Raw genomic sequence first — 25586 nt, forward strand, 5'->3', positions numbered from 1 at the left:
GGTTGGGTGGTTCCCATCTGACTTTATACGATGTATATTATGTTAAATAACAAATATCATTGAGCGCGCTTGAGTTCGAGCATCCCTTCGCGGCACGCTCTGCGCAACCCCGCGCTCTCCTTGGATGAAAGATCCCGGATGACCGCCCGGGCCAGCTACGGCGTGCGGTTGACGGTCAGCCAATACGACCCGGCCTGACAGACCACATCCGCCATCTCGTCAAAGTCCATGGGCTTGACCACATAGCTGTTGACCCCCAGGTCATAGGACAGTGTCAGGTCCCGCTCTTCCTGGGACGACGTCAGTATCACCACGGGAATGCGGCGCGTGCGCTGGTCCTCCTTGATGGCGCGCAGCACCTCCATGCCATCCACCCGCGGCATCTTCAGATCCAGCAGCACCAGCTTCGGGCTGGTTTCATCGTGCTGTTGCGAATACTCGCCAAGCCGAAACAGGTAGTTGATGGCCTGTTCGCCATCCTTGACCCACAGCATCTTGTTGGCAAATCCCCGCTTCTTCAGGGCGCGGATCGCCAGCTCCGCGTCGTTGGGACTGTCCTCCACCAGGAGGATGTCGATTTCTTCAAACAGCTCCATCGCGGCTCTCCCGTGGGACAGTGAAATAAAACGTCGCGCCTTCGCCCAGGTTGCCATCGGCCCAGACGCGGCCCCCGTGGCGGTGGACTATCCGCTGGACCAAGGCGAGACCTACGCCCGTTCCCGGAAATTCGCTGGTGTCGTGCAGGCGCTGAAAAACGCCGAACAGCTTGGCCTTGTACTTTGGATTGAATCCGGCACCATTGTCACGCACAAAGAAAATGTGTTCCTGATCGTCCGTGATGGCACCGATTTCAATGCGTGGATTTTCCTGTTTCGAGCTGAATTTGAGGGCGTTCGACAACAGATTGGTCCACACCTGTCCGAGGAGCACGCGGTCTCCCGTCGCCACGGGCATGGCGCCGATGTGAAGCTGGACCCGGCTGAAATCCTCGCGCTCCTTGAGCGCATTCCAGGTGGCCAGCACCAGCGCCCCCATCTCCACGTCACTCACCTTGAGCGCACGCCGCCCCAGCCGAGAAAAGGCGAGCAGGTCGTCGATGAGCACGCCCATGCGCCGCCCCTCGTTCTGGATGATCTGGATTTTCCGCCGGGCCTCGTCGTCCAGGTTCGCGCCGTGGTCTTCCATCAGCGCCTCGGAGAAGCCAACGATCCACCGCAGGGGCGCGCGCAGGTCATGCGACACCGAGTAGCTGAAGCTCTCCAGTTCCTGGTTGGCGGTTTCCAGCTGCAAGGTGCGCTGGGACACCCGCTGTTCCAGCTCCGCGTTGAGCTGGCGCACGTCCTGGTCGGCGCGCCGGCGCTCCTGCGCTTCGCGCTCCAGGGCCCTGTTGGCCGTTTCCAGGTCTTCGGCGCGCCGGCCGATCTCCGACAGCATGTCGTTGAACGCATCCGCCAGATAGCCCAGCTCGTCCTTCGTCGTCTTCTGCACGCGCAGTGAAAAGTCCTTGCGCTCCGTCACCTGGCGCGCCACGTTCGTGACGGCCAGGATGGGCTTGGTCAGGGCCGACTGAAGCCATGCCGACATGCCTGCCGCCACCAGCAGGCTCAGCCCCATGACGCTCGCGAGGATGCCCAGGTAGCCCCGAAACCGTTGCGCCAGTTCGTAGTCCGCGCTCATGTAGACCGTTCCGACGATCTCCTTGTTTTCGAGAATCCGCTTGAAAACGACCAGTTCGCCGTCTTGCAGTCGCACGCCGTCGGCTTCGGGCAATGCAGGGACCTTGTGCTCGGCATGGGCACCCGCACCGCGGTACTGGGCCACCATCTTTCCGCGGGCGTTGTAAATGGCGGCTGCCCGGATCTGGCGCCGGGTTTCCAGCAGGGACAGGTTTTCCTCCGCGGATTTGTGGTCGTCAAACGCCAGGGCGGGGCCTGTCGCGCGCCCCAGGATTTCGGCCTGCGTCAGCAGGTCACTGGTCACGTTCTGCTTGTAGGCCTGGAGTTCATACAGGGCGAGCGCGGTTCCCGCCACCGACAGCGACACGAAGGTTGCCGCGAGCATCGCCAACGCGAACTTGTGGCGCAGCGAGCGTGCTATGGCGTTGAGCATCTAGCGCCCTTCGGCGTGGACTCTCTGGGCCACCGCGAGCAAGCGGGAGCTGAGGCGCAGCCCGCTTTTTTCCACGGGCGCCAGCGCAACCTCGAAACGCACATGGCGATCCACCAGCAGAAAATTGATCATGCCGCCCAGCGCAAGGCCTGCGGGCTCCTCGGTGACTACCAGGATGGGCTGCGCCTGCAATGTGCCCCGCACGGGTTTCAGGCGGGCGGCGTCCCCCTTGCCCACAAACAGGATCGCCACGTCCTCCAGCGGGTCTCCGGCCTTGAGCCGGCTCACCACGATGCTGCGCGAATGGATCTTGCGCCCCTGGACGATCTGCACCAGTTCATCTGCAATGGGATCGGCCCCCAGCACGCCGATCGTGAATGGCGTCTCCACGCTGCCCAGGAAGCCTTCGGGCCAATCCACATACCCGGCAAACTTGTACAGGAACGCGGCCTTGATCTGCGACTCGTCGTTCGGCCAGTCCGGCTGGGCGGCGCAGGGCCCGCAGGCCAGGCCGACCAGGAGCACCCACAGCGCCACCCCTCGCTCCAGCCGCCACGGCGATCTCCAGGTGTTCACAGAGACCACCTGACTCGCAACGCCACGTTGCGCGGAATTTCCCTGCGGTTCAGTGCCGCATTGAATTCCGGGTGGGATCCGTCGAACAGGTTCTGGCCCACGATCGACAGTTCAACGCCAGGCCGCACCGTCCAGCCAAAACGCAGATCGACGGCCGTGTACGCAGGCACGGCGGGGTCCGGCAAGGCCCCTACCCTGCGCACGATGACATCGAGCTCCTGGCGGTGGGGCAGATTGAGCCCGGCACGCAGCATCCACTGGTGGCGGGGATCATTGCCCAGCGCGCGGGGCCCCTCGGGGTCCGAGCTGCCCGGCAGGACCCGAAGATTCTTGCGCAGCAAGGACAGCCCGCCCGCAAGGCGCAGATGGCGTGCCGCATGCCATTCACCCCAGGCTTCCAGGCCCCAGGTCTTTCCCTCGATCATGTTCTGCACCTGTGCCCCGGGAGGACGCTGACCGCTGCGCAATTTGTCCCAATGGTGCTGAAAGGCGGTGACGGAGTAGGAGAGCGAGGCCGAGGGCTGGGAGCGGTAGCCCAGCTCCAGCACCTTGGCGATTTCCGACTGGAAATCCGGGCCTCCGGCGATCAGAAATGGGGGGGTCGGGGGCAGGCGTATGTCGCGGTCCAGGCGTGCCGGGGCCCGTACCGCCCGCGACACGGCGCCCCACCATAGCTGCTGCGGGCTCGGTTTCCATTCGAAGCGGGCACTCGGAAGCGACTCCATCCCCGTGAAGTCATTCTTCTCCAGTTTGGTGCCAAGCGTCAGGTTGAGGCGGTCGGTCAGCTTGAATTCATCCTGCACAAACACATTGGCCCAGCGCAGCGAAGCTGCTGCCGGCGTGAATCCAAATATCACGCCAGGGCGGATGTCGTCCCGGGCCTGCCTGTATCCCCCGCCCCACAGCAGCCGGTGGGCTCCCAGGGGCACGCCATGCTGGAACTCCACATCCAGAACCCGTTGCCGCGGCTGGTAGAGGAAGGCATCCTTGCGGTCCGTATAGTCGTAGTAGGCCTGCAGGCGAACGTCCTGCCCTGCCGGAAGTTTTCGCGTCAAGCGCCCAAGAACGTTGCCCCCCGACGCCTCCACCCGCCCCAGGTCAAAGCGGCCAAACAGGCCGCGGCTGTCGGTGGCCCCAGCGTATACGTCGCCCTGAAAGGTCAGTTCGCTGCCGTTGTCCACCCAGTCCGCGCGCCATCCCATTTGCCCGCGCGAACGTCCATCCGTTGCCGCGGCACTTCCGGTCTGTACCACGGGCCGGGTCGCGTCGCCCTTGGCGTAGACACGGAACGTCCCCCCTCCTCCCAGCACGCCGCCATATCGGAACGATGCGTCCCGGCCCTGATTGCCGGCACCCACGGCGACAAGCCCGCCCTGGGTGCTGGCGGAGGATTTCGTGATCACGTTGATCACGCCATTGACGGCGTTGGCGCCCCACAAGGTACCTCCCGGTCCACTGATGACCTCTATCCGGTCAACATCTTCCAGCATGACGTCCTGTTGGTCCCAGAACACCCCGGAGAAAAACGGCGTGTAGACCGTGCGGCCGTCGATCAACACCAGCAGCTTGTTGCCAATGGCATTGTTGAAACCGCGCGCGCTGATCGCGTACTGGCTCGCGTCCAGGCGGGCCACCTGGAGATTGGGCGCCAGCCGCAATGCCTCGGGCAGCGTGGAGGCGCCGGAGCGGCGGATGCTGTCGGAGGTGATCACAAAGATGGCGGCGGAAGCATCCCCGAGGAACTCGGGGTGCCGGGCCGCGGAGGTGATCTGGATGCTTGCCAGTTCTTCCAGTGAGAGTTCGGCAAGCGCGGAGGCTTTGTTATCCTGGGCCTGGATCGGCGACAGGGACAGGGCCAGCAATCCTGCCAAGCATGCTCTGGGTTGAATCACCGCCTGCCTCCCCGGGTTTGTGGATGCCAAGCCGTCAGCGCCGACTTGGAAACAATGGTAGGTTGAAAACCGGGTATTGCCTACCGTTCAACGGCGGCCGCGCACGCGAACCGCGCAAATTAAGAATCTCTTGATACCTGGGGTGCAGCCCCCTAGACTCGTCTCCACACGGCAGTGTTCCACAGGGGTGTCCCTGTGGCAGGAGGAATATTTGCAAGTGGTCCCCTTGAATATCCTGATGGTCGAGGATGAGCCCAACGACGCGGAACTCGTAGCGCACGCGTTGCGGCGCGCGGCGTTCAACTTCACGAGCCGCCGCGCGGACACCGAGGAGCGGCTGCGCCATGAGCTGCGGGTGGATGTGCCGGACATCATCCTGTCCGACTTCAGCATGCCGCGCTTCAGTGGCCTCGATGCCCTGTCGGTGGCCAGGGAGGTGTGTCCGGACGTCCCGTTCATCTTCGTGTCGGGAACCATCGGGGAAGAGAACGCCATCAATGCCCTCAAGAGCGGGGCGACGGACTACATCCTCAAGCATGACCTGGGGCGGCTGGCCCCCGCGGTCCGCCGCGCCCTCAATGACGCCCTGTCCGCACGCGAGCAAAAGCGCACGCAGGAGGCGCTAAGGCACAGCGAATTGCGGTTTCGGCTGGCGGCCTCCACCGGCGATGTGTGGGACTGGAATGTCGACACGGGCATCGCGCAAATCTCCGCGCAATGGAAATTTCGCCTGGGCTACCAGGACCATGAAATAGAAAATACCGCGGCGGCGTGGCTGGGCCTGCTGGAGCCGTCCGACCGCCAGATGGTGCTGGACGCTTTCGCTGCCCACATCAGGCAGCAGGTTCCCTACGACGTCGAATACCGGGCACTCGCCAAGGATGGCTCCTACCGCTGGTCGCATGCCAAAGGGCAAGCTGTCTGGGATGAAAGCGGCAAGGCAACCTATATGGCGGGCTCCGTGGTGGACATCACCGAGCGCAAGAATGCGGAACTCAAGGTCAAGCGTCTCAACAGGATCTATGCGGTATTGAGCAGCATCAACTCGCTGATCGTGCGGACGCAGGATCGCAAAGAGCTGTTTCACGAGGCCTGCCAGATCGCCGTCAATGCAGGGGGCTTTCGCCTGGCCTGGATCGGCATCGCTGACATGGAAGAGCAGCATGTGGCGGCGGCAGCCTGGGCAGGGGCCGGAGAAGATTACATCGAGCACATTCCCATGGGGCTGAATGTTCTCGAACGTGAGAACCACGGCCTGGTGGGCGAATGCGTCGGGAGCTCGGAAACCATCCTGGTTCAGGACGTCAGAACCGACCCGAGAATTGTCCTGAGGGATGAGGCAATCAACAGGGGATTTCAGAGCTTTGGCCTGTTCCCGCTGTCGGTCAACAAGAAAGTCATCGGACTGATGGCACTGTATTCGTCCGAGAGAGATTTCTTTGATGATGCCGAAATCCAGCTTCTGCAAGAACTGGCCTCTGACATTGCCTTCTCGCTGGACCATCTTGAAAAATCCGAGCGGCTCAATTACCTGGCCTACTACGATGCACTGACGGGGCTTCCCAATAGAAGCCTGTTGCAGGACCGCCTGGACCAGCTGATTCAAGGCGCCGCCAGCACTGCGGAGGACGCGGCGTCTGTGGCCTTGGTCTGGATGAACATCGACCGGTTCAAGAATATCAACGATACCCTGGGCAGGCATGCGGGAGACGCGGTGATCCAGGCGGTGGCCAGGCGGCTGGTGGAAGCCCTGGGCTCCAACGACAAGATTGCCAGAATGGGTGCCGATCATTTCGGCATCATTGCGACCTATCGCAGTGTTCCCGCGGAAATAGCGCATCTTTTGTCGGAAAAGATATTCCCCTTGATGGACCGTCCATTCGTTGTGGAGGGGAAAGAGCTGTACCTGACTTTTCGCACAGGCATATCCCTCTATCCGGACGATGGGCGGGAGGCGGACATGCTGTTTGCGCATGCGGAAGCCGCATCGCGCGAGGCCGGTGCGGCCAAGGGACGGTATCAGTTCTATACCGCCTCGATGAATACCCGTGTGCACAGCCAGCTGAGCATAGAAAGCAAGCTGCACAGGGCCTTGGAGAACGACGAGTTCGTTCTGCACTACCAGCCCAAGGTCGCGCTCCTTGACGGAAAAATCACCGGCATGGAGGCACTCATTCGCTGGAATGACCCCGAGTCAGGATTGGTTCCACCTTCGGTTTTCATTCCCATCCTCGAAGAAACGGGAATGATCATCGATGTGGGCCAATGGGTTCTGGAAAGAGCCATTCGCGACCATGACAAGTGGCGCAGCCAAGGATTGACACCTCCAAGGATCGCCGTGAATGTTTCAGCCGTCCAGATGCGGCGGTCCGATTTCTCGAAGATCCTCGGCCTTTGCCTGAAAGGCAGCAAGGGCGGTGAAGTCCCCATCGATATCGAGATCACGGAAAGCCTCTTCATGGAGGATATTGACGTGAACATCCAGCGCCTCCACGACATCCGTGAAATGGGTGTCCGCCTGGCGATCGATGATTTTGGGACGGGCTATTCTTCGCTGGCCTATCTGAAGCGGTTTCCCATCGATTATTTGAAAATCGACCAGAGTTTCGTCAAAGAGGTCATCTACGACCCCGATGCCGCTGCGATCTGCACTGCGATCATCGACCTGGCCCACAATCTCAAGCTCAAGGTCATTGCCGAAGGCGTGGAAACAGAGGCGCAAATGAGCTATCTGCATCGCAAGAAGTGCGATGAAATCCAGGGGTACTATTTCAGCAGGCCGGTACCTGCCGAGGATTTTGGACGCCTGCTGGCCGATGGCGTCACCCTCAGGATTCCCGAAAAATCCGCAGAACCCCCCAAGAGAATTCTGATCGTGGACGATGAACCAGGAATACTGGCTTCGATGCGGCGTCTGTTGCGGCGTGATGGGTATGAAATATTGACCGCCAACAGTGCAAAAGATGGTTTCGACATCCTGGCGCAGCAAGAAGTGCAGGTCATTCTTTCGGACCAGCGCATGCCCGAGATGTCTGGAACGGAATTTCTCTCCCGGGCGCGGGAGCTTTACCCTGAAACTATCCGGATTGTTCTTTCCGGGTATACCGATCTGGAATCCATTTCGGACGCGATCAACCGAGGCGCCATCTATAAATTTCTGACGAAGCCCTGGGACGACGATCTGCTGCGGGAAAATATCCGCGAAGCATTCAGGCACCATGACGCTGCCCAGCGCAAAGGCGCTTGAATGGCGCAAACCGCCCCGGGGATTTTGAAGGCCCGGGCGGTGGGGCCGCGGTCCTTAGCTGTCCGGCCCCAGGACCTCTCCATTCGGCCCCCATGTCACATGGGTCAGTCCTGGCTCCAGAGCCTCCAATCGGCGGCGTTCCAGTTCCGTGGCGCTGAGTTGGCCAAACTCGTGACGCCCGACATCGGCCAGATCGTTCTCGTGGCGAAGCTGATCGGCCCGCTCCAGGGCCGAGCGCACATGCCCGAGAAGGTCTTTCTCATCCCAAGGTTTCAGCAGGTAGCGGAAGACTTCCGCATCATTGACCGCCCGCATCAGGTTTTCCGAATCTGACGATGCGCTCAGCACCATCCGCACCGCCCTGGGCTGAATGGTCCGCACGAGGCTCAGAAACTCCACGCCGGTCATCAGGGGCATCCGGTAGTCCGAAATCACCACATCGAAAACGGCCTCTCTCAGCTTGGCCAATGCCACTTCCGGTTCCACCGTTTCTTCAATGCGCAGATCAGCCCCGAGTCCCGCTCGCAGGCTCCGCTTTATCGCCGCCAGGACATGGGGCTCGTCATCCAGTAGGAGAATTCTCTGCATGCCTGAGTCCTTCGTATTACGGTTTGATCGGCAGGATCATTTCAATACCGTCCCGTCCCTCGCGCAACCTCAGCCGCTTGATCAGCTCGGCCGTCAGCACGTGGTCCGCCGCGAGCAGCACGGCGCCTTCGGTGGACAGGAGGTCCCGCGCCAAGATCATTCCCGGCCGCAGCTGTACGGTGCGCAGCATTCGCGGGGGCGTTTCCGCGCCGGGCGCAGCCTTCAGCAGCATTTGCAGGAAGACATCAACGACTTCGGGGTGGAACTGGGTCCCCCTGCCCCGCGCGATCATCGACCTGGCATCCGCGGCATTCAAGGGCGTGGAGCTGAGGTGGCCGATTTGCAGGTCGTCATACGTGTCCGCCACGGCGAGAATGCACGCGCCCATGGGAATCATCTCCCCCACCAGGCCATCCGGATAGCCCAGGCCGTCGTGCCGCTCATGGTGGCTTCGGATGATGTTGGCCACCGCCTGCATGTCGTCAAGCGCCATGAGCGCCTGCTCCCCGAGCACGGCGTGACGGCGGTACTGGACGGTTTCTTCCTCGGATAGCTTGGGAACAGGCCGGGCCAGCAGGATATCGGGCAAGGCGATCTGGCCGATGTCGTGCATCAAGCCGGCGATGAACGCGTCCTGCTGGTCCGCCTCGCTCATGTTCATGGCGCGCGCGGTGCGGCGGGCCAGGTCCGCCACGCGCCGTGAATGGCCAGAGAGCTGCCCTCCCCTCCACTCCATCAGGTTGGAGAACACCTTGATGGAAGTGAGGTAGTTTTTCTTGATCTTCTGGCTCAGCTGGAGCAACTCACTGGTTCGCGCAGCAACCTTTTCCTCCAGGGTCTCATTGAGCTCCATCAATGCCTGGTTCTTGGACCTGAGAAGTGCCTCCAGGCGGTCCTTCTCATGCTCCAGGGCATGGCGCTCGAACACCTGGTGGGCCGTCGCAAGCACTTCCCCGTCATCCCAGGGCTTGGTGATGTACCGATAGACTTCACCGCTGTTGATGGCCGCGATGGTGGATCCGATGTCCGCGTAGCCCGTCAACAGGATTCGCGTCGTTCGGGGCCAGCGCTGGCGCACCTGCTCCAGCAACTGGGCGCCGCTCATTCCTGGCATCCGCATGTCGGAGAAGATCAGGTCCACGGGTTCCTGCTCCATCTGGGCAATCGCCTCGGCACCGCTGGTGGCGGTCGTTACCTGGTATCCACTGCCCCGGAACAGGCGCTTGAGCGAAGCCACGATGTTGGGCTCGTCGTCCACGCAAAGAATTCGCCAGACGCGTGCATCCTCCCGCGATTGGCCGACCTCCGGAGACAAGGTCGGAAGAGCGGCCGTGACGTCGATATCGGAGTTCACCCCTTACGCCTCCGCTGCGTGGCGTATCGGCAGTGTGACGCGAAAGCGCGTCCCGACACCCGGTTCGCTGAAGACATCGATGCTTCCCAGGTGCTTCTTGACGATTCCGTACGAAAGCGAAAGGCCCAGCCCGGTGCCCTTGCCGACCGCCTTGGTGGTGAAGAACGGATCGAAGATGCGCCCCAGATTCTCCTTGACGATGCCCTCGCCCGTGTCCTGGATCTCCACCCACACCCGCGAGTCGTCGGCGCCGGTGAGGATGGTGATAGTGCCCCTGTCCGCCTGGATGGCATGGGCGGCATTGACCAGGAGGTTCATGAAGACCTGGTTGAGTTCGGAGGGAAGGCACTCGATGTCGGGAAGCTCCCCATATGCCTTGACAACGTCCGCCTTGTATTTGATTTCGTTGTTGACGATGTTCAGGGTGGAATCGATGCCGTGGTGCAGATCGGCCAGCACCCACTTCTGGGAGGTGTCCACCCTCGAGAAGTCCTTGAGGTTCTGAACGATGTTGCGCACGCGGGTAATGCCGTCTTTCGATTCCGCCATCAAGGAGGGAATGTCTTCCTTCAGGAAATCCAGCTCTATTTTTTCGCGCAATGCCTTGAGGCGCACCGCCACCGGGGTATCACCGAGCGCAGACTCCGCCTCTTCATAGGCCGCGAGCATCTGGAACAGGTCGCTCAGATAGCGCTCCAGGGTGCCGAAATTGGAGAATATGAATCCAATGGGGTTGTTGATTTCGTGGGCGACACCCGCGGCCAGCTGCCCGATGGATGCCATCCTTTCCGACTGCATCAGCTTGTCCTGCGCATCCGAGAGCTTTGCATTGAGCTGCGTCAACTCTTCGTTGGATCGCAGCAGCTCCTTGACCCTGTCTTCCGTGGTGTCAGGGGACGACACGGCCGACGGCCTGTCCACGGTGCTTTCGCGAAGTAGTGGGTCGTGAGAATTCATGTAGGGCACCTCTTTCAGGCCAGGAGTGCGTGGCAGACAACCTCATGCTGCTCTGCCACCGCATCGAAAACTGCCATGTAGTCACCGTCGGCCAGTGCCAGTCTGCCCCAGGCATCCAGGGCCAGCAAGGGCACCATATCGTTTTCCTTGTGAGAAAGATCCAGGCCGTGCGCAATGTTGTCGGCGACATGCACGAGGTCCGTCAGGCACAGGCCGCTGGCAGGCGGCGGGCGGTGGTGGCATGAAATGGCCGCAACAATCTCCGGCGCAAAATGCCAATGCTCCGCGATCACCCCGCCGACCTCGGCATGGTCAACACCAAAGTAGTGGCGCTCCGCGGCATGCATCAGGCAATCGTGTTCCAGCTGGTAAGCAATGGCCTGGGCATACTCGTCCTCGTAGGAGCTCACGAGCACCAGCCGCCCGATGTCATGCACCAGCCCCAGCGTGAACGCCGCATCCTCGTCCAATCGCGTGCGCTGCGCCAAGGCTCTGGCGGTGAGTGCCGTACCGATCGCATGGCGCCAGAACGCATCAAAGTCGAACCCTTGGCAGCGGGAGTTCGCAAAACCGCCCACCAATCCCGCGGCCGTGGCCACGCTGCGCAGGGTGCGAAGCCCGAGAATCGCGGTGGCCTCTGCGATGGAGGTGACCTGGCGAGGAAGGCCATAGAAGGAAGAGTTCGCCAGCCGAAGCGTCTTGGCGGCGATGGCCTGGTCGTGCGATATCTTCACGGCCAGCTGTTCGGCGGAAACATGGCTGTCCCCAAAGGACTGGATCAGTTCCAGCACCACCGCGGGCAGCGCCGGCAGCTCATGGACACTGCGCAATATGGCATCTGCAGTGAGCTGCTTCATGGTGTCTCCGTGGAGCGATATCGCAGGATCAGATGAAACAGCGGATTGAGCTGGCCGGCCCGCATGGCAGGCCGGAACAGATGCAGCAGGCGTTTTTCCGTCTGTGCCTGCTGTGTGGCTGGATCCAGCTTGTCGACAATGCCCGAAACACCTTCCGGCGGATTGACGAAGACGGTGTCGATTCCCCGCTGCTGCAGGCTGTTCAGGATCCCGCGCGTGATGGGCGTCCCCGCCGGGAGCAGAAGCTGTCCGTGCGCGTCCAGCACCGGCTGGGCCAGGAGCATCCCCTCCGGGGTCCATTCAATCGAGGTGGAAAGAGCTTGCATGGGAGTCCGTAGGTGTCAGGCCGCGCTGCTGGGAACCAGGACCAGCAGCCGCCCCCGTGAATGATTTTCCCCTCCCACCGATCTGCACACCACGCGAAACGCCCCGCCGGCAACCTGGACATCGTGGTAGCTCTGGTCCGCGAAATGCCACACCTTGCGAAGATCCTCCGGCAGGACCTGTTCCGCGTCCTGCCCGAGCAAAGCCGCCGTGGTGCCAAAGAGCGCTTCGGCATCCGCGTTCACAAACGCCACCATGCCTTCCAGGTCGATCCCGATGACGGCGGCCGGAATATTGTCCAGCACCTCCCGCGCAACGCTCAGGCTACTCTCTTCACGGTGGATCTGCTCCCGCTGGTTCGCCAGCAGCTGTTGCAGGCGGTCATTGACCGCGCTGAGCTCCTCGTTGGCACTGAGCACCGCATTGGCCAGGCGCCGATTCTCATCCGCCATCTCCTTCTGGGAGAACGCTTCCGCGACGTGGCTGCGAAGCCTCTCGTCATCCCAGGGCTTGGTGAGGAACTTGTAGATGGCCCCTTCATTGATGGCATCCGTGATGGATTGCAGTTCGGTATAGCCGGACAGAACCATGCGGATGGTGTCGGGATACAGCTCCTTGGCCCGGCGCAGAAACTCCACCCCCGTCATGCCGGGCATGCGTTGATCCGAAACGATCACGTCCACCGAATTCTCGGCCATCCGCTGCAAGCCCTGCGCACCGCTGTTGGCGGTCACGATGTGATAGCCATCGCGGCGCAACAACCTGCGCAGCGCCGAAACGATGCTGTCCTCGTCATCGACCAGCAGCAGCGTGCGCCGGTGGGTGCGGCGCAGCAGCAGGTGCTCCGGCAGTGCCTGGCCTTTGCTCAGCAACGCGCTCATGTCGTCGGCGCAGACGGGGCCGCTGAAGTAGAAGCCCTGCATCTGGTCGCAGCGGTTGGCGATGAGCAGCGCCAGCTGGCCTTCGGTTTCCACGCCTTCCGCCAACACCTTCATCTGCAGACTGTGCGCCATGTTGATGATGGCGCGCGTGATGGACACGTCCTGCGATGCCGCCGTGACGTCGTGGACGAACGAACGGTCCACCTTCACGACATCGATGGGCAGTGTGCGCAGGTAGCTCAGGCTGGAATAGCCCGTCCCGAAATCATCGAGCGAGATCTCGATGCCCAGCGCCTTCAGGTCGCCCAGAATCCGCGCGATGCGCGTGCTCTCGCCCATCAGGGCGCCTTCGGTGATCTCCAGTCCCAGCAGCCGGGGATCAAGGCCGGTTTCAATGAGCACCTTTTGTATCCGCTGGACCAGATCAGGCTGCTGGAGCTGGCGGGCCGAGAGGTTGACGGCAATCCGGAAGCTGGCGTGCCCGGCACGCTGCCACTCCAGCGCCTGGCGGCAGGCAGCGCGAAGCACCCATTCGCCGATGGGCACGATAAGGCCGGTTTCCTCGGCGACGCGTATATAGCTGGACCTGGGTATCAGGGTGCCGTCCGGGGAGTTCCACTCCAGGAAGGCCTCGGCGCCAATGACGGTTCCACTGACCAGTTCCAGCTTGGGCTGATAGTGCAGATCAAGCTCATTGCGCTCCAGGGCCCGGCGCAGCCCGGACTCCATGGCGAGCCTGGAGATGGCCTTGGAGTGCATGCCGGAGCTGAACACGCAGATCTGGTTCTTGCCCAGTTCATGGGCACGGTACATGGCCGCCTGAGCCTGCTGAAGCAGCTTTTCCGGGTCCTCGCCGTGCGCCGGGTACAGGGATATTCCGATGTCGCACGTCACCTTGATTTCGTTGTCGCCAATCGCGACGGGCAGCGACAGCGCATCCACCAGCGAGGCCGCGACGGTGCGCGCCAGCTGCTCGTCCACATTGCCCTCGCGCGCCAGCACCAGCGAAAACTCGCCACTGCCAAAGTGCGCCAGCAGGTCATCCTCGAACGCCTGGGGCTGCAGCCGCGTTCCCACCTCCATGAGCAGCTGGTCCCCTGCCGCGTAGCCCAGCGATTCACTCACGAGCTTGAGCCGGTCGATCTCCACGCTCAGGACGGCAATCTGCCGCCCTTCCCGCGCCGCCTCGCGCATCCTCGTATCAAGATACTCCGTCAACGCGCTGCGGTTGGGCAATCCGGTCACTTCATCCGTGTTCGCAAGCTTGTCCAGCCGCTGCTCCGCCGCGCGCTGCAGCGTGATGTCCTGCAGGAGCGTGACCGTCCTGACCACCCGGCCCTCGTCGTCGGCGTCGGCCAGCACGCGGTGCAGCACCGTGCGCAAACTGCCGTCCGAATGAACGATGCGGTGCTGGAATTCGCAGACATCGTCAGGTGACACGCCTTCGCTGATCGCCTGCACATACGGCCGTTCCACAGCGGGAACCCGGGCCAGCAGCCAGTCCTTTCCGGCCGGAGCGTCCGTCTGGGGGATTCCGAAGATGGCGTGCATGCCGGACGACAGGGTGACGGTGCCTGACACCAGATCCATCTCGGCGGAGCCGATGCGGGCGAGTTCCTCGGCATTGCTGAACAACTGAGCGCGTTGCTGCGCGTAGCGGGTCGCCGTTCGAATGGCGCTGACATCGTGCAGCGTGACCAGATCCGCCGCTTCCTCCCCCAGAAAGATCCGCACGCCCCATACCTGGGCATTGAACTTCTCGCCATTCTTTCGCAGGCATTCGATCTCATAGGCTTTGCCGGGGACTCCGGCGACCCGCGCATTGGCCTGCTCGCGCACCATGTCCCGGTGCTCTGGCGCGCACAGCAGCATGGGATCCATGCTTTCCAGCATTTCCTCCTTGGTGTAGCCGAAAAGCTCCACGAGCTTGGGGTTCACGAAGAGGAATCTGCCCTTGCGAATCACAAATACGGCCGCTTGCACCTGCTCCACCAGCCGCTGGTAGTCGGCATCGGACAGATGAACCTCCGTGTCGAAGGGGGTGCCTTCGACTGTGTGGGTACTCATTGCAGAAAGCCTTTGCCGCCGGGGAAAGGGACGCAACCGAGTTCGTTCAACGGCGTCGGGTATTTGCGACTCAAAGGGGGACCCTCGACTCTGAAATTGGCCATGCGTTGCGAAGAATGAAGCAAGGCCGGCCGTGAGCCGGATGCTTCCTCATTGATCAGTGCCCAAGGGCCGCAATAGCCCGCTGCGGCGCACAAGGCTTGCTGGCAACTTTACCCATCTCGTTGCCGCTTGTCACGATATTGCGATCAATGCACCACGAGGGTATTCCCAGCAACGCGAAGGCGCTTTGCGCGGAGAATATGCGCCGGTGCCGCGGCCCCTTGCACACCATTTTTTGCGCCGGACGCGGTAGACGCCCGTCAACCCGGCGGGATGGAGGGAGCCCCTGGCGGGGCGGCGCAGAATTGCTCGAACAGCACGTCCAAGACCGCCAGGGCCTGCGGACTGGCGACCTCATAGTAGATGTGTTTCCCTTCCCGGCGCGTGTTCACCAGGCGTTCTTCGCGCAGTACGCCCAGTTGCTGGGACAGGGTCGGCTGGGAAACGCCCACCAGTGCTTCCAGCTCCCCCACCCTTTTCTCGCCTTGCGTGAGCTGGCACAGGAGGAGAAGGCGGTCGGGGTTGGACAGCACTTTCATCAGGCGGCAGGCAGCGTCGGAGGCGCGGCGAAGTCGGTCGAGGTCGCTCGCGGTGTCGATGGGCATGGTCATCGCTGTGGTTTCGATTCAGGTGTCATGGGTTGCGAGGGAACAAGTCTGCGCCAGCGCGGGACATCATCGCCGGCCCGGGTTTCAGCAGCGCCTTCGGATTTTGATGCTTCAGAGCGCGCCTTCAGCCCGGGGGCCTCGCGGGCGGCGGGTGCAGCGCGTGCCGCGGCCGCCCAAAAACGATACCTCACACTGAAACAACAGGCACCGGCCACAAATCAGTTTACATTTTGAGCGACAGTCTGTAAGACTGTTGCAAAAAAGGGGGTCGACATGCTCTCCAGGTTTTCGGCGGCACGTTGCGTTGCCTGCTGGGTGAAAGTGGCGGTTCTGGTCGGATTCGCGCTGGCAGGGTCCGCAACCCATGCGCTGGACAAGCCCACGGGTCCCGTGGTCCTCACCATCGAGGGGGCGATCAGCCAGGCGAACAACGGTTCGCAGGCCCAGTTCGACATGGCGATGCTGGAAAAGCTGCCCCAGCACAGCTTCTCCACCCAGACGCCGTGGTATCCCAGCGCGGTCTCCTTCACCGGCCCGCTCCTGCGGGATGTCCTGGCGGCGGTCGGGGCGAAGGGGACGAGCATCACGGCCGTGGCGCTGAACGACTACAAGACGGAGATTCCCGTGGATGACGCCACGCGCCACGACGTGATCATCGCCCGCCTCATGAACAACCGCCCCATGCGCGTGCGCGAGAAAGGCCCGCTTTTCATCATCTACCCGTTCGATACCAAGGCGGAATTGCGCAGCGAGCTGTACTACAACCGCGCGGCCTGGCAGCTGAACGTGCTGCGCATCCGCTAGCGCCTGGGCCCTTGATCCCCAGCACCACGCCATGCTGCGCAGCAAACACCTTCTGCGGCTGATCATTGCGGGCCTAGTGGTGGCGTATGTGGCGATCGCCGGCGTGCAGTACCACCAGTACCGCAGCGTGGAAGCGGTCATGCGCCGGGGTGACGTCAACGCGCTGTGGTCGTTCCTGCAGCTCAGTGTCGAATACGAGAAGCTCGACCACGCGCTGCACCAGTTCGAGATCGATCCCGCCAGCATGCCCCCCGACCGCCTGGAGCTGCGCTACGACCTGTTCCTGAGCCGTTTCAGCGCATTGGAGAGCGGTACCGCCCGCACCCTGATGCAGGGAGAGCCCATCTACGGCAACGCCCTCGACGCATTGCAGAACTTTGTCGCCGCGGGAGACAGCCATTTTGGACAGAGCGTCGACGCGGCCTCCCGCCACGCGAACATGAAGCTCTTGCGGGTGGAGCTGAACAGGCTTCGCGACATCATCCAGGAACTGTCGCTGCAGGCATCGCGCATCTCGGCCCTGCTGGGCGACCGGCGCAATGCGGAAGTGAAGCGCCAGACACTGCTGACCACCGGGTTGACGGCATTCCAGGCCATCCTGACCTTCCTGCTCGCGTTCGCGATGGCCCGGCAGTTTCTCAAGCGCGAAAAGGCCAGATCCCTCGCCCTGGCAGCACAGGCCGAACTGGTGGACGCCCTCAGGCGCAACGAGGAGGCGCTGGAAGCCCGCGTGGCCCAGCGCACGGAGCAGCTGCAGCAGGTCAACGCGGCATTGCGGGAACACGAAGATGAACTGGTGGTGGCCCAGGCCAAGGCCGAGGATGCATCGCGCATGAAATCCGACTTCCTGGCCAACATGAGCCATGAGATCCGCACGCCCATGAACGCCGTGATCGGCATGAGCCATCTGGCCCTGGGAACGGAGCTGACCGCACGCCAGCGCGACTACATCGAGAAGATCCAGCGGTCGGGCCAGCACCTGCTGGGCCTGATCAACGACATCCTGGATTTCAGCAAGATCGAGGCGGGCAAGCTCGAGGTGGAGGTGGTGGATTTCGACCTGCATGGCGTGCTCGACAACGTGGCCAACCTGCTGAGCGACAAATGCGCCGCCAAGGGCCTGGAGCTGATGTTCGATGTGGACTCGCACCTGCCCGCCGACCTGCGGGGAGATCCGCTGCGGCTGGGGCAGATCCTCGTCAACTACGCCAACAATGCGGTCAAGTTCACGGACGAGGGCGAGATCATCGTGCGGGTCCGCGAGGCGGCGCGGGATGCCCAGGGCGTGCTGCTGCGCTTCGAGGTGCAGGACACCGGCATTGGCCTCACCGAGGAACAGCAATCAAGGCTGTTTCGCTCTTTCGAGCAGGCCGACACTTCCACCACGCGAAAGTACGGCGGTACCGGGCTGGGGCTGGCCATCTCCAAGAAGCTGGCCGGCCTGATGGGCGGGGACGTGGGGGTGCAAAGCCTGCCCGGCCGGGGGAGCACGTTCTGGTTCACGGCGCGGCTCGGCCTGGGAGACTCCACCCAGCGCCCGCTGCTGCCGGAGCCCGACCTGCGTGGGCGCCGGGTGCTGGTGGTGGACGACAGCGAACAGGCGCGGCAGATCCTCGCGGAGCTGCTGTCCAGCATGAGTTTTTCGGTGACGCTCGCCAGCTCAGGGGCCCAGGCCGTGGAACTGGCACGCGCCGCCGGCGAGGCTGGGCGGCCCTGTGAAATCGCCTTTCTCGACTGGAAAATGGCCGGCATGGACGGGTTCGAAACCGCCCGCCAGCTCGCACGGCTGCCCCACCCTCCCCGCCCCGTCATCGTCACCGCGCATGGCCGCGACGATGTGCTGGACGAACTCACCCGCACGGGCGTCGGGCTGATGCTGACCAAGCCGGTGAACCCATCACAGCTGTTCGATGCCGCCATGCGGGCATTGGGCGGAACACAACGGGTGGACGAAGCGCGGCGCCTGCCGCCCCCGGCGCGGGGCGCAGGCCTGGACTCGATCCGGGGTGCGCGCGTGCTGCTGGTGGATGACAACGACCTGAACCAGCAGGTGGGCCGCGAACTGCTGGCCAGTGCCGGGCTGGTGGTGGATGCGGCCGCCAACGGCCAGGAAGCGCTCGACATGCTGGCCCGCGGCGCCTACGACATCGTGCTCATGGACATGCAGATGCCGGTGATGGACGGCCTCACGGCCACCCGCCGGCTGCGTGAGAACCCAGCCTGGGCGCGCCTGCCCGTGCTGGCGATGACGGCCAACGCAATGAGTGGCGACCGCGAACAGTGCCTGGACGCCGGCATGAACGGCCACATCGCCAAGCCCATCGACCCGGAGGCCCTGTTTGCCGCGCTGCGGCAGTGGATTGCACTGCCCCACACGGGGGGCACCGGCGATGCAGCGCTTGCAGCGCGGCCCACGGCGGATGCGCCCGCCGCGGCAATGGCGCCGGCAGCCGACCCCCTGGCACACATCGAAGGCCTCCATACGGCCGCCGGGCTGCGGCGGGTGCTGGGCAAACGCGCCGCCTACGAAAGCCTGCTGCGCAAGTTCGTGGTTGGCCAGGCCCACGCCGTGCAGGAGACGCGCGCCCATCTGGCGGAAGGCCAGCCGCAGGCGGCTCGGCGCGCCATGCACACGCTGAAAGGCTCGGCAGGCACCATTGGCGCGGTGGGCCTGGCCGAACTGGCGCATGCCGCGGAACAGGCCATCGCGAAGAACGCGCAGGCCGGCCCCCTGGAGGCCCTGCTGCAGCCGGTGGAAGCCGCCTGCCAGGCGCTGGTGACGGCCCTGCAGGAAGCCCTGCCCCCCGAGCCCGACGCCGCCACCAGCGCGGCCGCCGCGCCCCCTGGGTCACCGCACGCGCCCATGGATGCGGCGCACGCCCGCGACCTCCTGGCACGCCTGGACGCCTTGCTGGCGGACAGCGACTCGGAAGCCGTGGAGCTGTTCAGGGACTCCGGCCCCAGCCTGCAGGCCCGGCTGGGGCCCGCCGCCTATGCCGACATGAAGCGGCTGCTGGACAACTATCTCTTCGCCGACGCACTCGCGGTGCTGCGCCAGGCGTGGATTCCCGACGCACGACACACGGAGGACCCAGTTCATGAATAGTCCATTGGAATCAAGCGGCGGCAAATGCACGGTGCTGGTGGTGGATGACACGCCCGACAATCTCTCCTTGATGAGCGACCTCCTGCGGCCGGACTACAAGGTCAAGCTGGCCCCCAGCGGCGAGCGCGCGCTGCAGATCGTGGCGGCCGAAAAACCCGACCTGATCCTGCTGGACATCATGATGCCGGACATGGACGGCTACGAGGTGCTGCGGCGCCTGCAGTTCAACCCCGACACCGAGGCCATCCCGGTGATTTTCCTCACGGCCATGAGCGCCACCGACGACGAGACGGTGGGACTGGAGCTGGGCGCCGTGGACTACATCACCAAGCCCGTCAACCCCGCCATCACCATGGCCCGGGTGCGCAACCATCTGCAGCTCAAGCGCGCGCGGGACCTGCTGGCCCACCACAACCACTTTCTGGAGCAGGAGGTGGCCAACCGCACGCGTGCCCTGGCCGAACTGCAGGACGCCACCATCCGTGCCATGGCATCGCTGGCGGAAACGCGCGACAACGAGACAGGCAACCACATCCGGCGCACGCAACACTATGTGGAAGCGCTGGCCCGCAAGCTGCAAAACCACCCGCGCTTTCGCGATGAGCTCACGGAGGATGCCATCGAGGTGATCTTCAAGTCCGCCCCCCTGCACGACATCGGCAAGGTGGGCATACCCGACCGCATCCTGCTCAAGCCGGGCAAGCTCACGCCCGAAGAATTCGAGATCATGAAGACCCACACCACGCTGGGGCGCGACGCCATCGTGGCGGCCGAAAGCGAAACCACGCAGGACAACCCCTTCTTCCGCTACGCCAAGGAGATCGCCTACAGCCACCAGGAAAAGTGGGACGGCTCAGGCTATCCCGAGGGGCTGGTGGGCAACACCATTCCCCTGTCGGCACGGCTGATGGCGGTGGCCGACGTGTATGACGCGCTCATCTCCGAGCGGGTCTACAAGCCCGCCTACTCCCACGAGCACGCGGTCGAGATCATCCGCGACGGCCGGGGCAGCCACTTCGATCCCGACATGGTGGACGCCTTCCTGTCGCTCTCCGAGGAGTTCCGGCGCATTGCCCAGCGTTTCGCCGACGGAGAGCACGCGCTGCAGGCCCAGATCGACCGCATGGCCAGCGACCTGCCCGAGGAAGACCGCCTGGTGCCGGGCGGCCAGGGCGCCTAGCCGCAGATGCCCTCTTCATGCGGGTGGTGGCAAGGAGATTGCACGCTGCCACCGTCCTCCTGCGCTGCCACCGCCGCCGTCCGGTGGCCGTCCAGTCCCAGCTTGGCGAGCAGCCGCACGTCGGCATCCACATCCGGGTTGCCCGTCACCAGCAGCTTGTCGCCATAGAAGATCGAATTGGCCCCGGCCAGGAAGCACAGTGCCTGCACGGCTTCGCCCATCTGCTGGCGCCCCGCGGACAGGCGCACGCGGGCCTTGGGCATGGTGATGCGGGCCACGGCGATCATGCGCACGAAGTCCAGCGGGTCGATGGGCTCGCTGTCGGCCAGCGGCGTGCCCGGCACGCGCACCAGGCTGTTGATGGGCACGGACTCGGGGTACGGGCTGAGGTTGGCCAGCTGCGCGATGAGCCCCGCGCGGTGCACGGGCGCCTCGCCCATGCCCACGATGCCGCCGCAGCACACGCTGATGCCCGCGCTGCGCACGTGCTGCAGGGTGTCGAGCCGATCCTGGTAGGCGCGGGTGCTGACCACGTCGGTGTAGTACTCGGGCGCGGTGTCGAGGTTGTGGTTGTAGTAGTCCAGGCCCGCATCCTTGAGCGCCTGCGCCTGGTGCGATTCGAGCATGCCCAGCGTGGCGCAGGTCTGCAGGCCCAGGCCCTTCACGGCGCCGATCAGGGCGCTGACCTTCTCGATGTCCCGGTCCTTCGGGGCGCGCCATGCCGCACCCATGCAGAACCGCGTGGCGCCGGCGTCCTTCGCGGCCTGGGCAGCCCGCACCACCTCGTCCACCTCCATCAGCTTGTCGGCCTTCACACCGGTGTCGAACTCGGCGGCCTGCGGGCAGTAGCCACAGTTCTCGGGGCAGCCTCCGGTCTTCACCGACAGCAGCGTGGCCAGTTCGATGTCTCCCTCGGGCCAGTGCTGGCGATGCACCGTCTGCGCTTCGAAAAGAAGGTCCATCAGCGGCCTGTCGAGCAGCGCCTGGATGGCGTCCACGCTCCAGGGGCCTTGCGGCGCTGGCGGCGCGGGCCGGCGATGCAGCTGAACGGTCTGGGTGGCCGCGGTGGCGGAGGTCATGGAAGTCATGGCGATCGGTTCCCTTCAAGTCATCTGCTCCATGGCGGCACGGGGCCGCCATCGGCAGGGGTTACACAGCGCGCGCGGCCTGGGCCAGGAGGTGGTCCGGCCGGTGCGCGGCGACGTGGGCGGATTCTGGAGGAGAAAAAGGCACAAACGCACGCCGAAGGGTCACAAAAAGTGCCAACAAAAGTACGTCGCCAACAGCCCCCAAGTCCTTGGTTTTTTGTGCGCAGAACACGGGGTTTTCAGCGCATTTGACGGCAGGTTGGCGCGTGGTGGAACGCGACCATCGCGATGCAACCGCAACGCGGCGCTATCTGTGCCCATCTGCCGCCCCGCGTGGCCCAGGGGCGCCTGACGATGGGCGACGTTGGCGCATGCCGTCGCCCCCGCACCATCGGCAGCCAGCCGTTGTTCAGCCCAGCGCCGCGATCACCTCGGCCGGCGCCTGCACCAGCTCGATCAGAACGCCTTCGCCAGCGATCGGAAACTCGTCGTTGCTCTTGGGGTGCAGGAAGGTGATGTCATAGCCCGCAGCGCCCTTGCGGATGCCGCCGGGCGCAAAGCGCACGCCTTTGGCAGTGAGCCATTCCACCGCCATGGGCAGGTCGTCGATCCACAGGCCGATGTGGTTGAGCGGCGTGGTGTGCACGGCGGGCTTCTTGTCGATGTCCAGCGGCTGCATGATGTCCACCTCCACCTTCCAGGCGCCCCGCCCCATCGCGAGGATGTCTTCATCCACGTTTTCGCGCTCGCTCTGGAACGTGCCCGTCTGCGTGAGGCCCAGCATGTCCACCCACAGGGTCTTCATGCGTGCCTTGTCCGTGCCGCCGATGGCGACCTGCTGAATGCCCAGGACTTTGAAGGGCCGGTCTTTTGCCGTCATGATTTGCTCCTTGATTGATAGCTATAAATGCAGTTACGTACAGCGCAAGCGGCCTATTCCGCGCAGAAGGCCGCTTGGCCTCATGCCTCGCGCAGCACCCAGCTGCTCAGCGTGGCGAAGTATTCGCGCAGCCGCGCGTTGTAGCGCGTGGCCAGGGGGGTGGGCGCCGCCACCGGCACCATGGCCGTGAAGCCATGGCGTCGCGCGATGCGCAGGGCGCGCGGCAGGTGGAAGTCGCTGGTCACCAGGGCCAGCGGGGCCGTGGCCGGCACCCCACGCGCCAGCAGCAGGGGGCGCCCCAGCGCCAGGTTCAGCGCGGTGCTGGTGCTTTCCGCCTCCAGCACCAGGCGCCCTGCGGCGACGCCATGGCGCTGCTGCAGATAGCGGGCCATCACCTCGGCTTCGGTGTGCGCTTCACCCCATACCTCGCCGCCGCACACGGCGATCAGGGCGGTGGGCTGCAGGCGGGCCAGCGCGGCCGCCGTGTCCAGCCGTGCTGCCAGCGCCGGCCGGGGTTGCCCGTTCTGGATGCCGCCCCCCAGCACCACGATGGCCTGCACGGGCGGCACCTGCGCAGGCGGGATGCCGGCATTCTCCAGAAAGGCCCAGAAAACCCCCAGGCTGGCCATCCAGGCCGCCAGGCCCCACCAGCCCGCGCGCCACAGCTGCTGGCGCCGCCGCCCACGGTGCCGCCAGTCCGCCAGCGGAGTCCACCACGCGGCCAGGGCCAGGAAGACCGCCCCCAACGCGGCGGGCAGCATGGTGCCCAGATCGAGGTGCCCCAGGACCATGAGCACGGCGCCATCCACCAGCAACACGGCGCCGGCCAGCCCGAGCAGCACACGCAAGACCACGGTCATCGCGGTGTGTGGCCAGGCCAGCGTGTTGCGCGGACCGGGGCGCTCGGCGGCATCACTGGAACTCAATGATCACGTCGTCCACCGCCAGCGACTCGCCCTTGCCCGCCACCACCTTGCTCACCACGCCATCCTGCGCGGCAAAGAGGATGTTCTCCATCTTCATGGCCTCGATCACGGCCAGTTTTTCACCGGCCTGCACCTTCTGGCCGGGCTGCACCGCCACATCCACCAGCAGGCCGGGCATGGGCGAAAGCAGGAACCTGGACAGGTCCGGCGGCGCCTTGAAGGGCATCAGCTTGTGCAAGCGTGCACCGAGGGGTGACAGCACGAGCGCATCGATCTGCGTGCCGTTGTGCGCGATGCGCAGGGCCAGCGGGTTCTTGCCCACGCCGCGCTCCACCTGGGCGGTAAACCCGGCGCCATTGCACTGGCCTTGCACCCGGATCTGGCCCAGCGTGGCGGCGCTGCTGATCTGGTAGCTCTTGCCGTCCACGGCCACCATGCTGGAGCCCGACTTGTCCTGGAAGTCGGTGACCGAGACCGCATGGTGCTCGTTCTGCCCCTCGGCCCCCAGCGTGACCACCACGAACTGCTCGCCCACCTTCACCTCGTGCCCTGCCAGCTGGCCGCTGATGCCCGAGGCGCGCGCACGGTAGCGGCGGTTCATGAAAGCGGCCAGCGCCACCAGGAACAGCGGGTCCTCGTGTGGCACGTCCTCGGAGTGGAAGCCCTTGCCGTAATGTTCGGCGATGAAGCCGGTGTTGAACTCGCCGGTCACGAATTTAGGGTGGGCCAGCAGGGCCGCCTGGAACGGAATGTTGCTGCTGATGCCCCGGATCACGAAGCCGTTGAGCGCCGCGCGCATCTTGGCGATCGCATGGTCGCGGTCGGTGCCGTGCACGATGAGCTTGGCGATCATCGAGTCGTAGTACATCGGGATCTCGCCGCCCTCATACACCCCTGTGTCCACGCGCACGCCCAGCTTCTTGTCGGTGTCGCCCTGGAACATGCTCTGCTCCGGCGGCTGAAAACGCACCAGGCGGCCGGTGGACGGCAGGAAATTGCGGAACGGGTCTTCGGCGTTGATGCGGCACTCAATGGCCCAGCCGTCGCGCTTCACATCGGCTTGCGTGAGGGGCAGCTTCTCGCCCGCCGCCACGCGGATCATCAGCTCCACCAGGTCGAGGCCGGTGATGCATTCCGTCACCGGGTGCTCCACCTGCAGGCGGGTGTTCATTTCGAGGAAGTAGAAGTCCTGGTCCTTGCCGACCACGAACTCCACCGTGCCCGCGCTCTGGTACTTGACGGCCTTGGCCAGCTGCACGGCCTGCTCGCCCATGGCCTTGCGGGTGGCGTCGCTGATGAAGGGGCTGGGCGCCTCTTCAATCACCTTCTGGTGGCGGCGCTGGATGGAGCACTCGCGCTCGTTCAGGTAGATCACGTTGCCGTGGCTGTCGCCCAGCACCTGGATCTCGATGTGGCGCGGTTCCTGCACAAACTTCTCGATGAAGATGCGGTCGTCGCCAAAGCTGTTGCGGGCTTCGTTCTGGCAGCTGGCAAAGCCTTCAAACGCTTCCTTGTCGTTGAACGCCACGCGCAGGCCCTTGCCGCCGCCACCGGCCGAGGCCTTGATCATCACGGGGTAGCCAATGCCCTTGGCAATTTCCACCGCCTGCTCGGGCCCGGCAATCGCGTCGTTGTAGCCCGGGATGGTGTTGACCTTGGCCTCGTTGGCCAGCTTCTTGGACGCGATCTTGTCGCCCATCGCCGCAATGGAATGCGCCTTGGGGCCGATGAAGGCAATGCCCTCGTCTTCGCAGCGCTTGGCAAAGGCTTCGTTCTCGGACAGGAAGCCATAGCCGGGGTGCACCGCTTGCGCGCCGGTCTGCTTGCAGGCCGCAATGATCTTGTCGGCCAGCAGGTACGACTCGCGGCTGGGCGCCGTACCAATGTGCACGGCCTCGTCGGCCAGCTTGACGTGGCGGGCTTCCTTGTCGGCGTCGGAATAGACGGCCACCGTCTTGATGCCCATCTTGCGGGCAGTAGCGATGACGCGGCAGGCGATTTCGCCACGGTTGGCGATCAGGATTTTCGTAAACATGTTCT

The 25586-nt window shown here is 64.0% G+C and carries 19 protein-coding genes; 4 read left to right on the plus strand and 15 right to left on the minus strand.

Features of this window, described 5'->3' with window-relative positions; genetic code table 11:
- Positions 1 to 155: 155 nt before the first annotated feature.
- The 4 genes from AC3RCE_RS13410 to AC3RCE_RS13425 are packed head-to-tail and all read right to left on the minus strand — an operon-like array spanning position 156 to position 4556.
- Positions 156 to 596 carry a response regulator gene (locus AC3RCE_RS13410; protein ID WP_218338576.1) on the minus strand — a complete coding sequence of 147 codons (441 nt, stop codon included), beginning with the start codon at positions 594 to 596 and terminating at the stop codon, positions 156 to 158.
- On the minus strand, positions 583 to 2109 hold the full coding sequence (locus AC3RCE_RS13415; protein ID WP_492253220.1) for a sensor histidine kinase, YfiR-like protein-associated: 1527 nt from the start codon (positions 2107 to 2109) through the stop codon (positions 583 to 585). The genes AC3RCE_RS13410 and AC3RCE_RS13415 overlap by 14 nt, the downstream gene beginning before the upstream one ends.
- Positions 2110 to 2685 carry a TOL_0243 family YfiR-like periplasmic protein gene (locus tag AC3RCE_RS13420; RefSeq protein WP_218295007.1) on the minus strand — a complete coding sequence of 192 codons (576 nt, stop codon included), beginning with the start codon at positions 2683 to 2685 and terminating at the stop codon, positions 2110 to 2112.
- The gene (locus AC3RCE_RS13425; protein WP_492253221.1) at positions 2682 to 4556 is read right to left on the minus strand and encodes a TOL_0244 family TonB-dependent receptor; all 1875 of its coding nucleotides are present in this window, start codon (positions 4554 to 4556) and stop codon (positions 2682 to 2684) included. Before AC3RCE_RS13425 ends, AC3RCE_RS13420 begins: the two co-directional genes overlap by 4 nt.
- Positions 4557 to 4803: 247 nt before the next feature.
- Between AC3RCE_RS13425 and AC3RCE_RS13430 the strand changes: the two genes are divergently transcribed.
- Positions 4804 to 7824 carry an EAL domain-containing protein gene (locus tag AC3RCE_RS13430; protein WP_492253222.1) on the plus strand — a complete coding sequence of 1007 codons (3021 nt, stop codon included), beginning with the start codon at positions 4804 to 4806 and terminating at the stop codon, positions 7822 to 7824.
- Positions 7825 to 7878: 54 nt separating this feature from the next.
- Here AC3RCE_RS13430 and AC3RCE_RS13435 read toward each other — a convergent pair whose 3' ends face one another.
- The 7 genes from AC3RCE_RS13435 to AC3RCE_RS13465 form a co-directional block, all read right to left on the minus strand.
- On the minus strand, positions 7879 to 8412 hold the full coding sequence (locus tag AC3RCE_RS13435; RefSeq protein WP_218295004.1) for a response regulator: 534 nt from the start codon (positions 8410 to 8412) through the stop codon (positions 7879 to 7881).
- Between the two features lie 16 nt (positions 8413 to 8428).
- Positions 8429 to 9766: a response regulator c-di-GMP phosphodiesterase, NosR family gene (gene nosR, locus AC3RCE_RS13440; RefSeq protein ID WP_492253223.1), complete on the minus strand. Its 1338-nt coding sequence runs from the start codon at positions 9764 to 9766 to the stop codon at positions 8429 to 8431.
- Positions 9767 to 9769: 3 nt separating this feature from the next.
- Positions 9770 to 10723, minus strand: coding sequence for an ATP-binding protein (locus tag AC3RCE_RS13445; RefSeq protein ID WP_492253224.1), 954 nt, complete (start codon positions 10721 to 10723; stop codon positions 9770 to 9772).
- A gap of 14 nt (positions 10724 to 10737) precedes the next feature.
- Positions 10738 to 11580: an HDOD domain-containing protein gene (locus AC3RCE_RS13450; RefSeq protein ID WP_218295003.1), complete on the minus strand. Its 843-nt coding sequence runs from the start codon at positions 11578 to 11580 to the stop codon at positions 10738 to 10740.
- Positions 11577 to 11906 carry a hypothetical protein gene (locus AC3RCE_RS13455; RefSeq protein WP_492253225.1) on the minus strand — a complete coding sequence of 110 codons (330 nt, stop codon included), beginning with the start codon at positions 11904 to 11906 and terminating at the stop codon, positions 11577 to 11579. The genes AC3RCE_RS13450 and AC3RCE_RS13455 overlap by 4 nt, the downstream gene beginning before the upstream one ends.
- Before the next feature lie 15 nt (positions 11907 to 11921).
- Positions 11922 to 14888 (minus strand): EAL domain-containing protein, encoded by a 2967-nt coding sequence (locus tag AC3RCE_RS13460; RefSeq protein ID WP_369642468.1) that lies wholly within the window; start codon positions 14886 to 14888, stop codon positions 11922 to 11924.
- Between the two features lie 326 nt (positions 14889 to 15214).
- The gene (locus AC3RCE_RS13465; RefSeq protein ID WP_492253226.1) at positions 15215 to 15559 is read right to left on the minus strand and encodes an ArsR/SmtB family transcription factor; all 345 of its coding nucleotides are present in this window, start codon (positions 15557 to 15559) and stop codon (positions 15215 to 15217) included.
- Between the two features lie 276 nt (positions 15560 to 15835).
- Here AC3RCE_RS13465 and AC3RCE_RS13470 point away from each other — a divergent pair, with 276 nt between their 5' ends.
- Genes AC3RCE_RS13470 through AC3RCE_RS13480 form a run of 3 tightly spaced genes read left to right on the plus strand, consistent with a single transcriptional unit; the run spans position 15836 to position 20652 of the window.
- Positions 15836 to 16366, plus strand: coding sequence for a putative pterin-binding protein (locus AC3RCE_RS13470; protein WP_492253227.1), 531 nt, complete (start codon positions 15836 to 15838; stop codon positions 16364 to 16366).
- A 31-nt stretch (positions 16367 to 16397) separates the two neighbouring features.
- Positions 16398 to 19472, plus strand: a complete 3075-nt coding sequence (locus tag AC3RCE_RS13475; RefSeq protein ID WP_492253228.1) for a hybrid sensor histidine kinase/response regulator — start codon at positions 16398 to 16400, stop codon at positions 19470 to 19472.
- Positions 19465 to 20652: a response regulator gene (locus AC3RCE_RS13480; RefSeq protein WP_492253229.1), complete on the plus strand. Its 1188-nt coding sequence runs from the start codon at positions 19465 to 19467 to the stop codon at positions 20650 to 20652. Before AC3RCE_RS13475 ends, AC3RCE_RS13480 begins: the two co-directional genes overlap by 8 nt.
- Here the strand turns inward: AC3RCE_RS13480 and bioB are convergent.
- From bioB to AC3RCE_RS13500, 4 genes are all read right to left on the minus strand, one after another.
- Entirely contained in the window at positions 20649 to 21740 is a 1092-nt protein-coding gene (gene bioB / locus AC3RCE_RS13485; protein ID WP_218338565.1) for a biotin synthase BioB, read from the minus strand. The two genes, AC3RCE_RS13480 and bioB, sit on opposite strands and share 4 nt — an antisense overlap.
- Positions 21741 to 22149: 409 nt before the next feature.
- The gene (locus AC3RCE_RS13490; RefSeq protein WP_492245973.1) at positions 22150 to 22620 is read right to left on the minus strand and encodes a VOC family protein; all 471 of its coding nucleotides are present in this window, start codon (positions 22618 to 22620) and stop codon (positions 22150 to 22152) included.
- A gap of 80 nt (positions 22621 to 22700) precedes the next feature.
- Positions 22701 to 23546, minus strand: coding sequence for a YdcF family protein (locus AC3RCE_RS13495; protein WP_492253230.1), 846 nt, complete (start codon positions 23544 to 23546; stop codon positions 22701 to 22703).
- Positions 23533 to 25581 carry an acetyl-CoA carboxylase biotin carboxylase subunit gene (locus AC3RCE_RS13500; RefSeq protein WP_492253231.1) on the minus strand — a complete coding sequence of 683 codons (2049 nt, stop codon included), beginning with the start codon at positions 25579 to 25581 and terminating at the stop codon, positions 23533 to 23535. Before AC3RCE_RS13500 ends, AC3RCE_RS13495 begins: the two co-directional genes overlap by 14 nt.
- Positions 25582 to 25586 lie beyond the last annotated feature (5 nt).

The organism is Acidovorax sp. GW823-FHT05D11 (assembly GCF_058795695.1).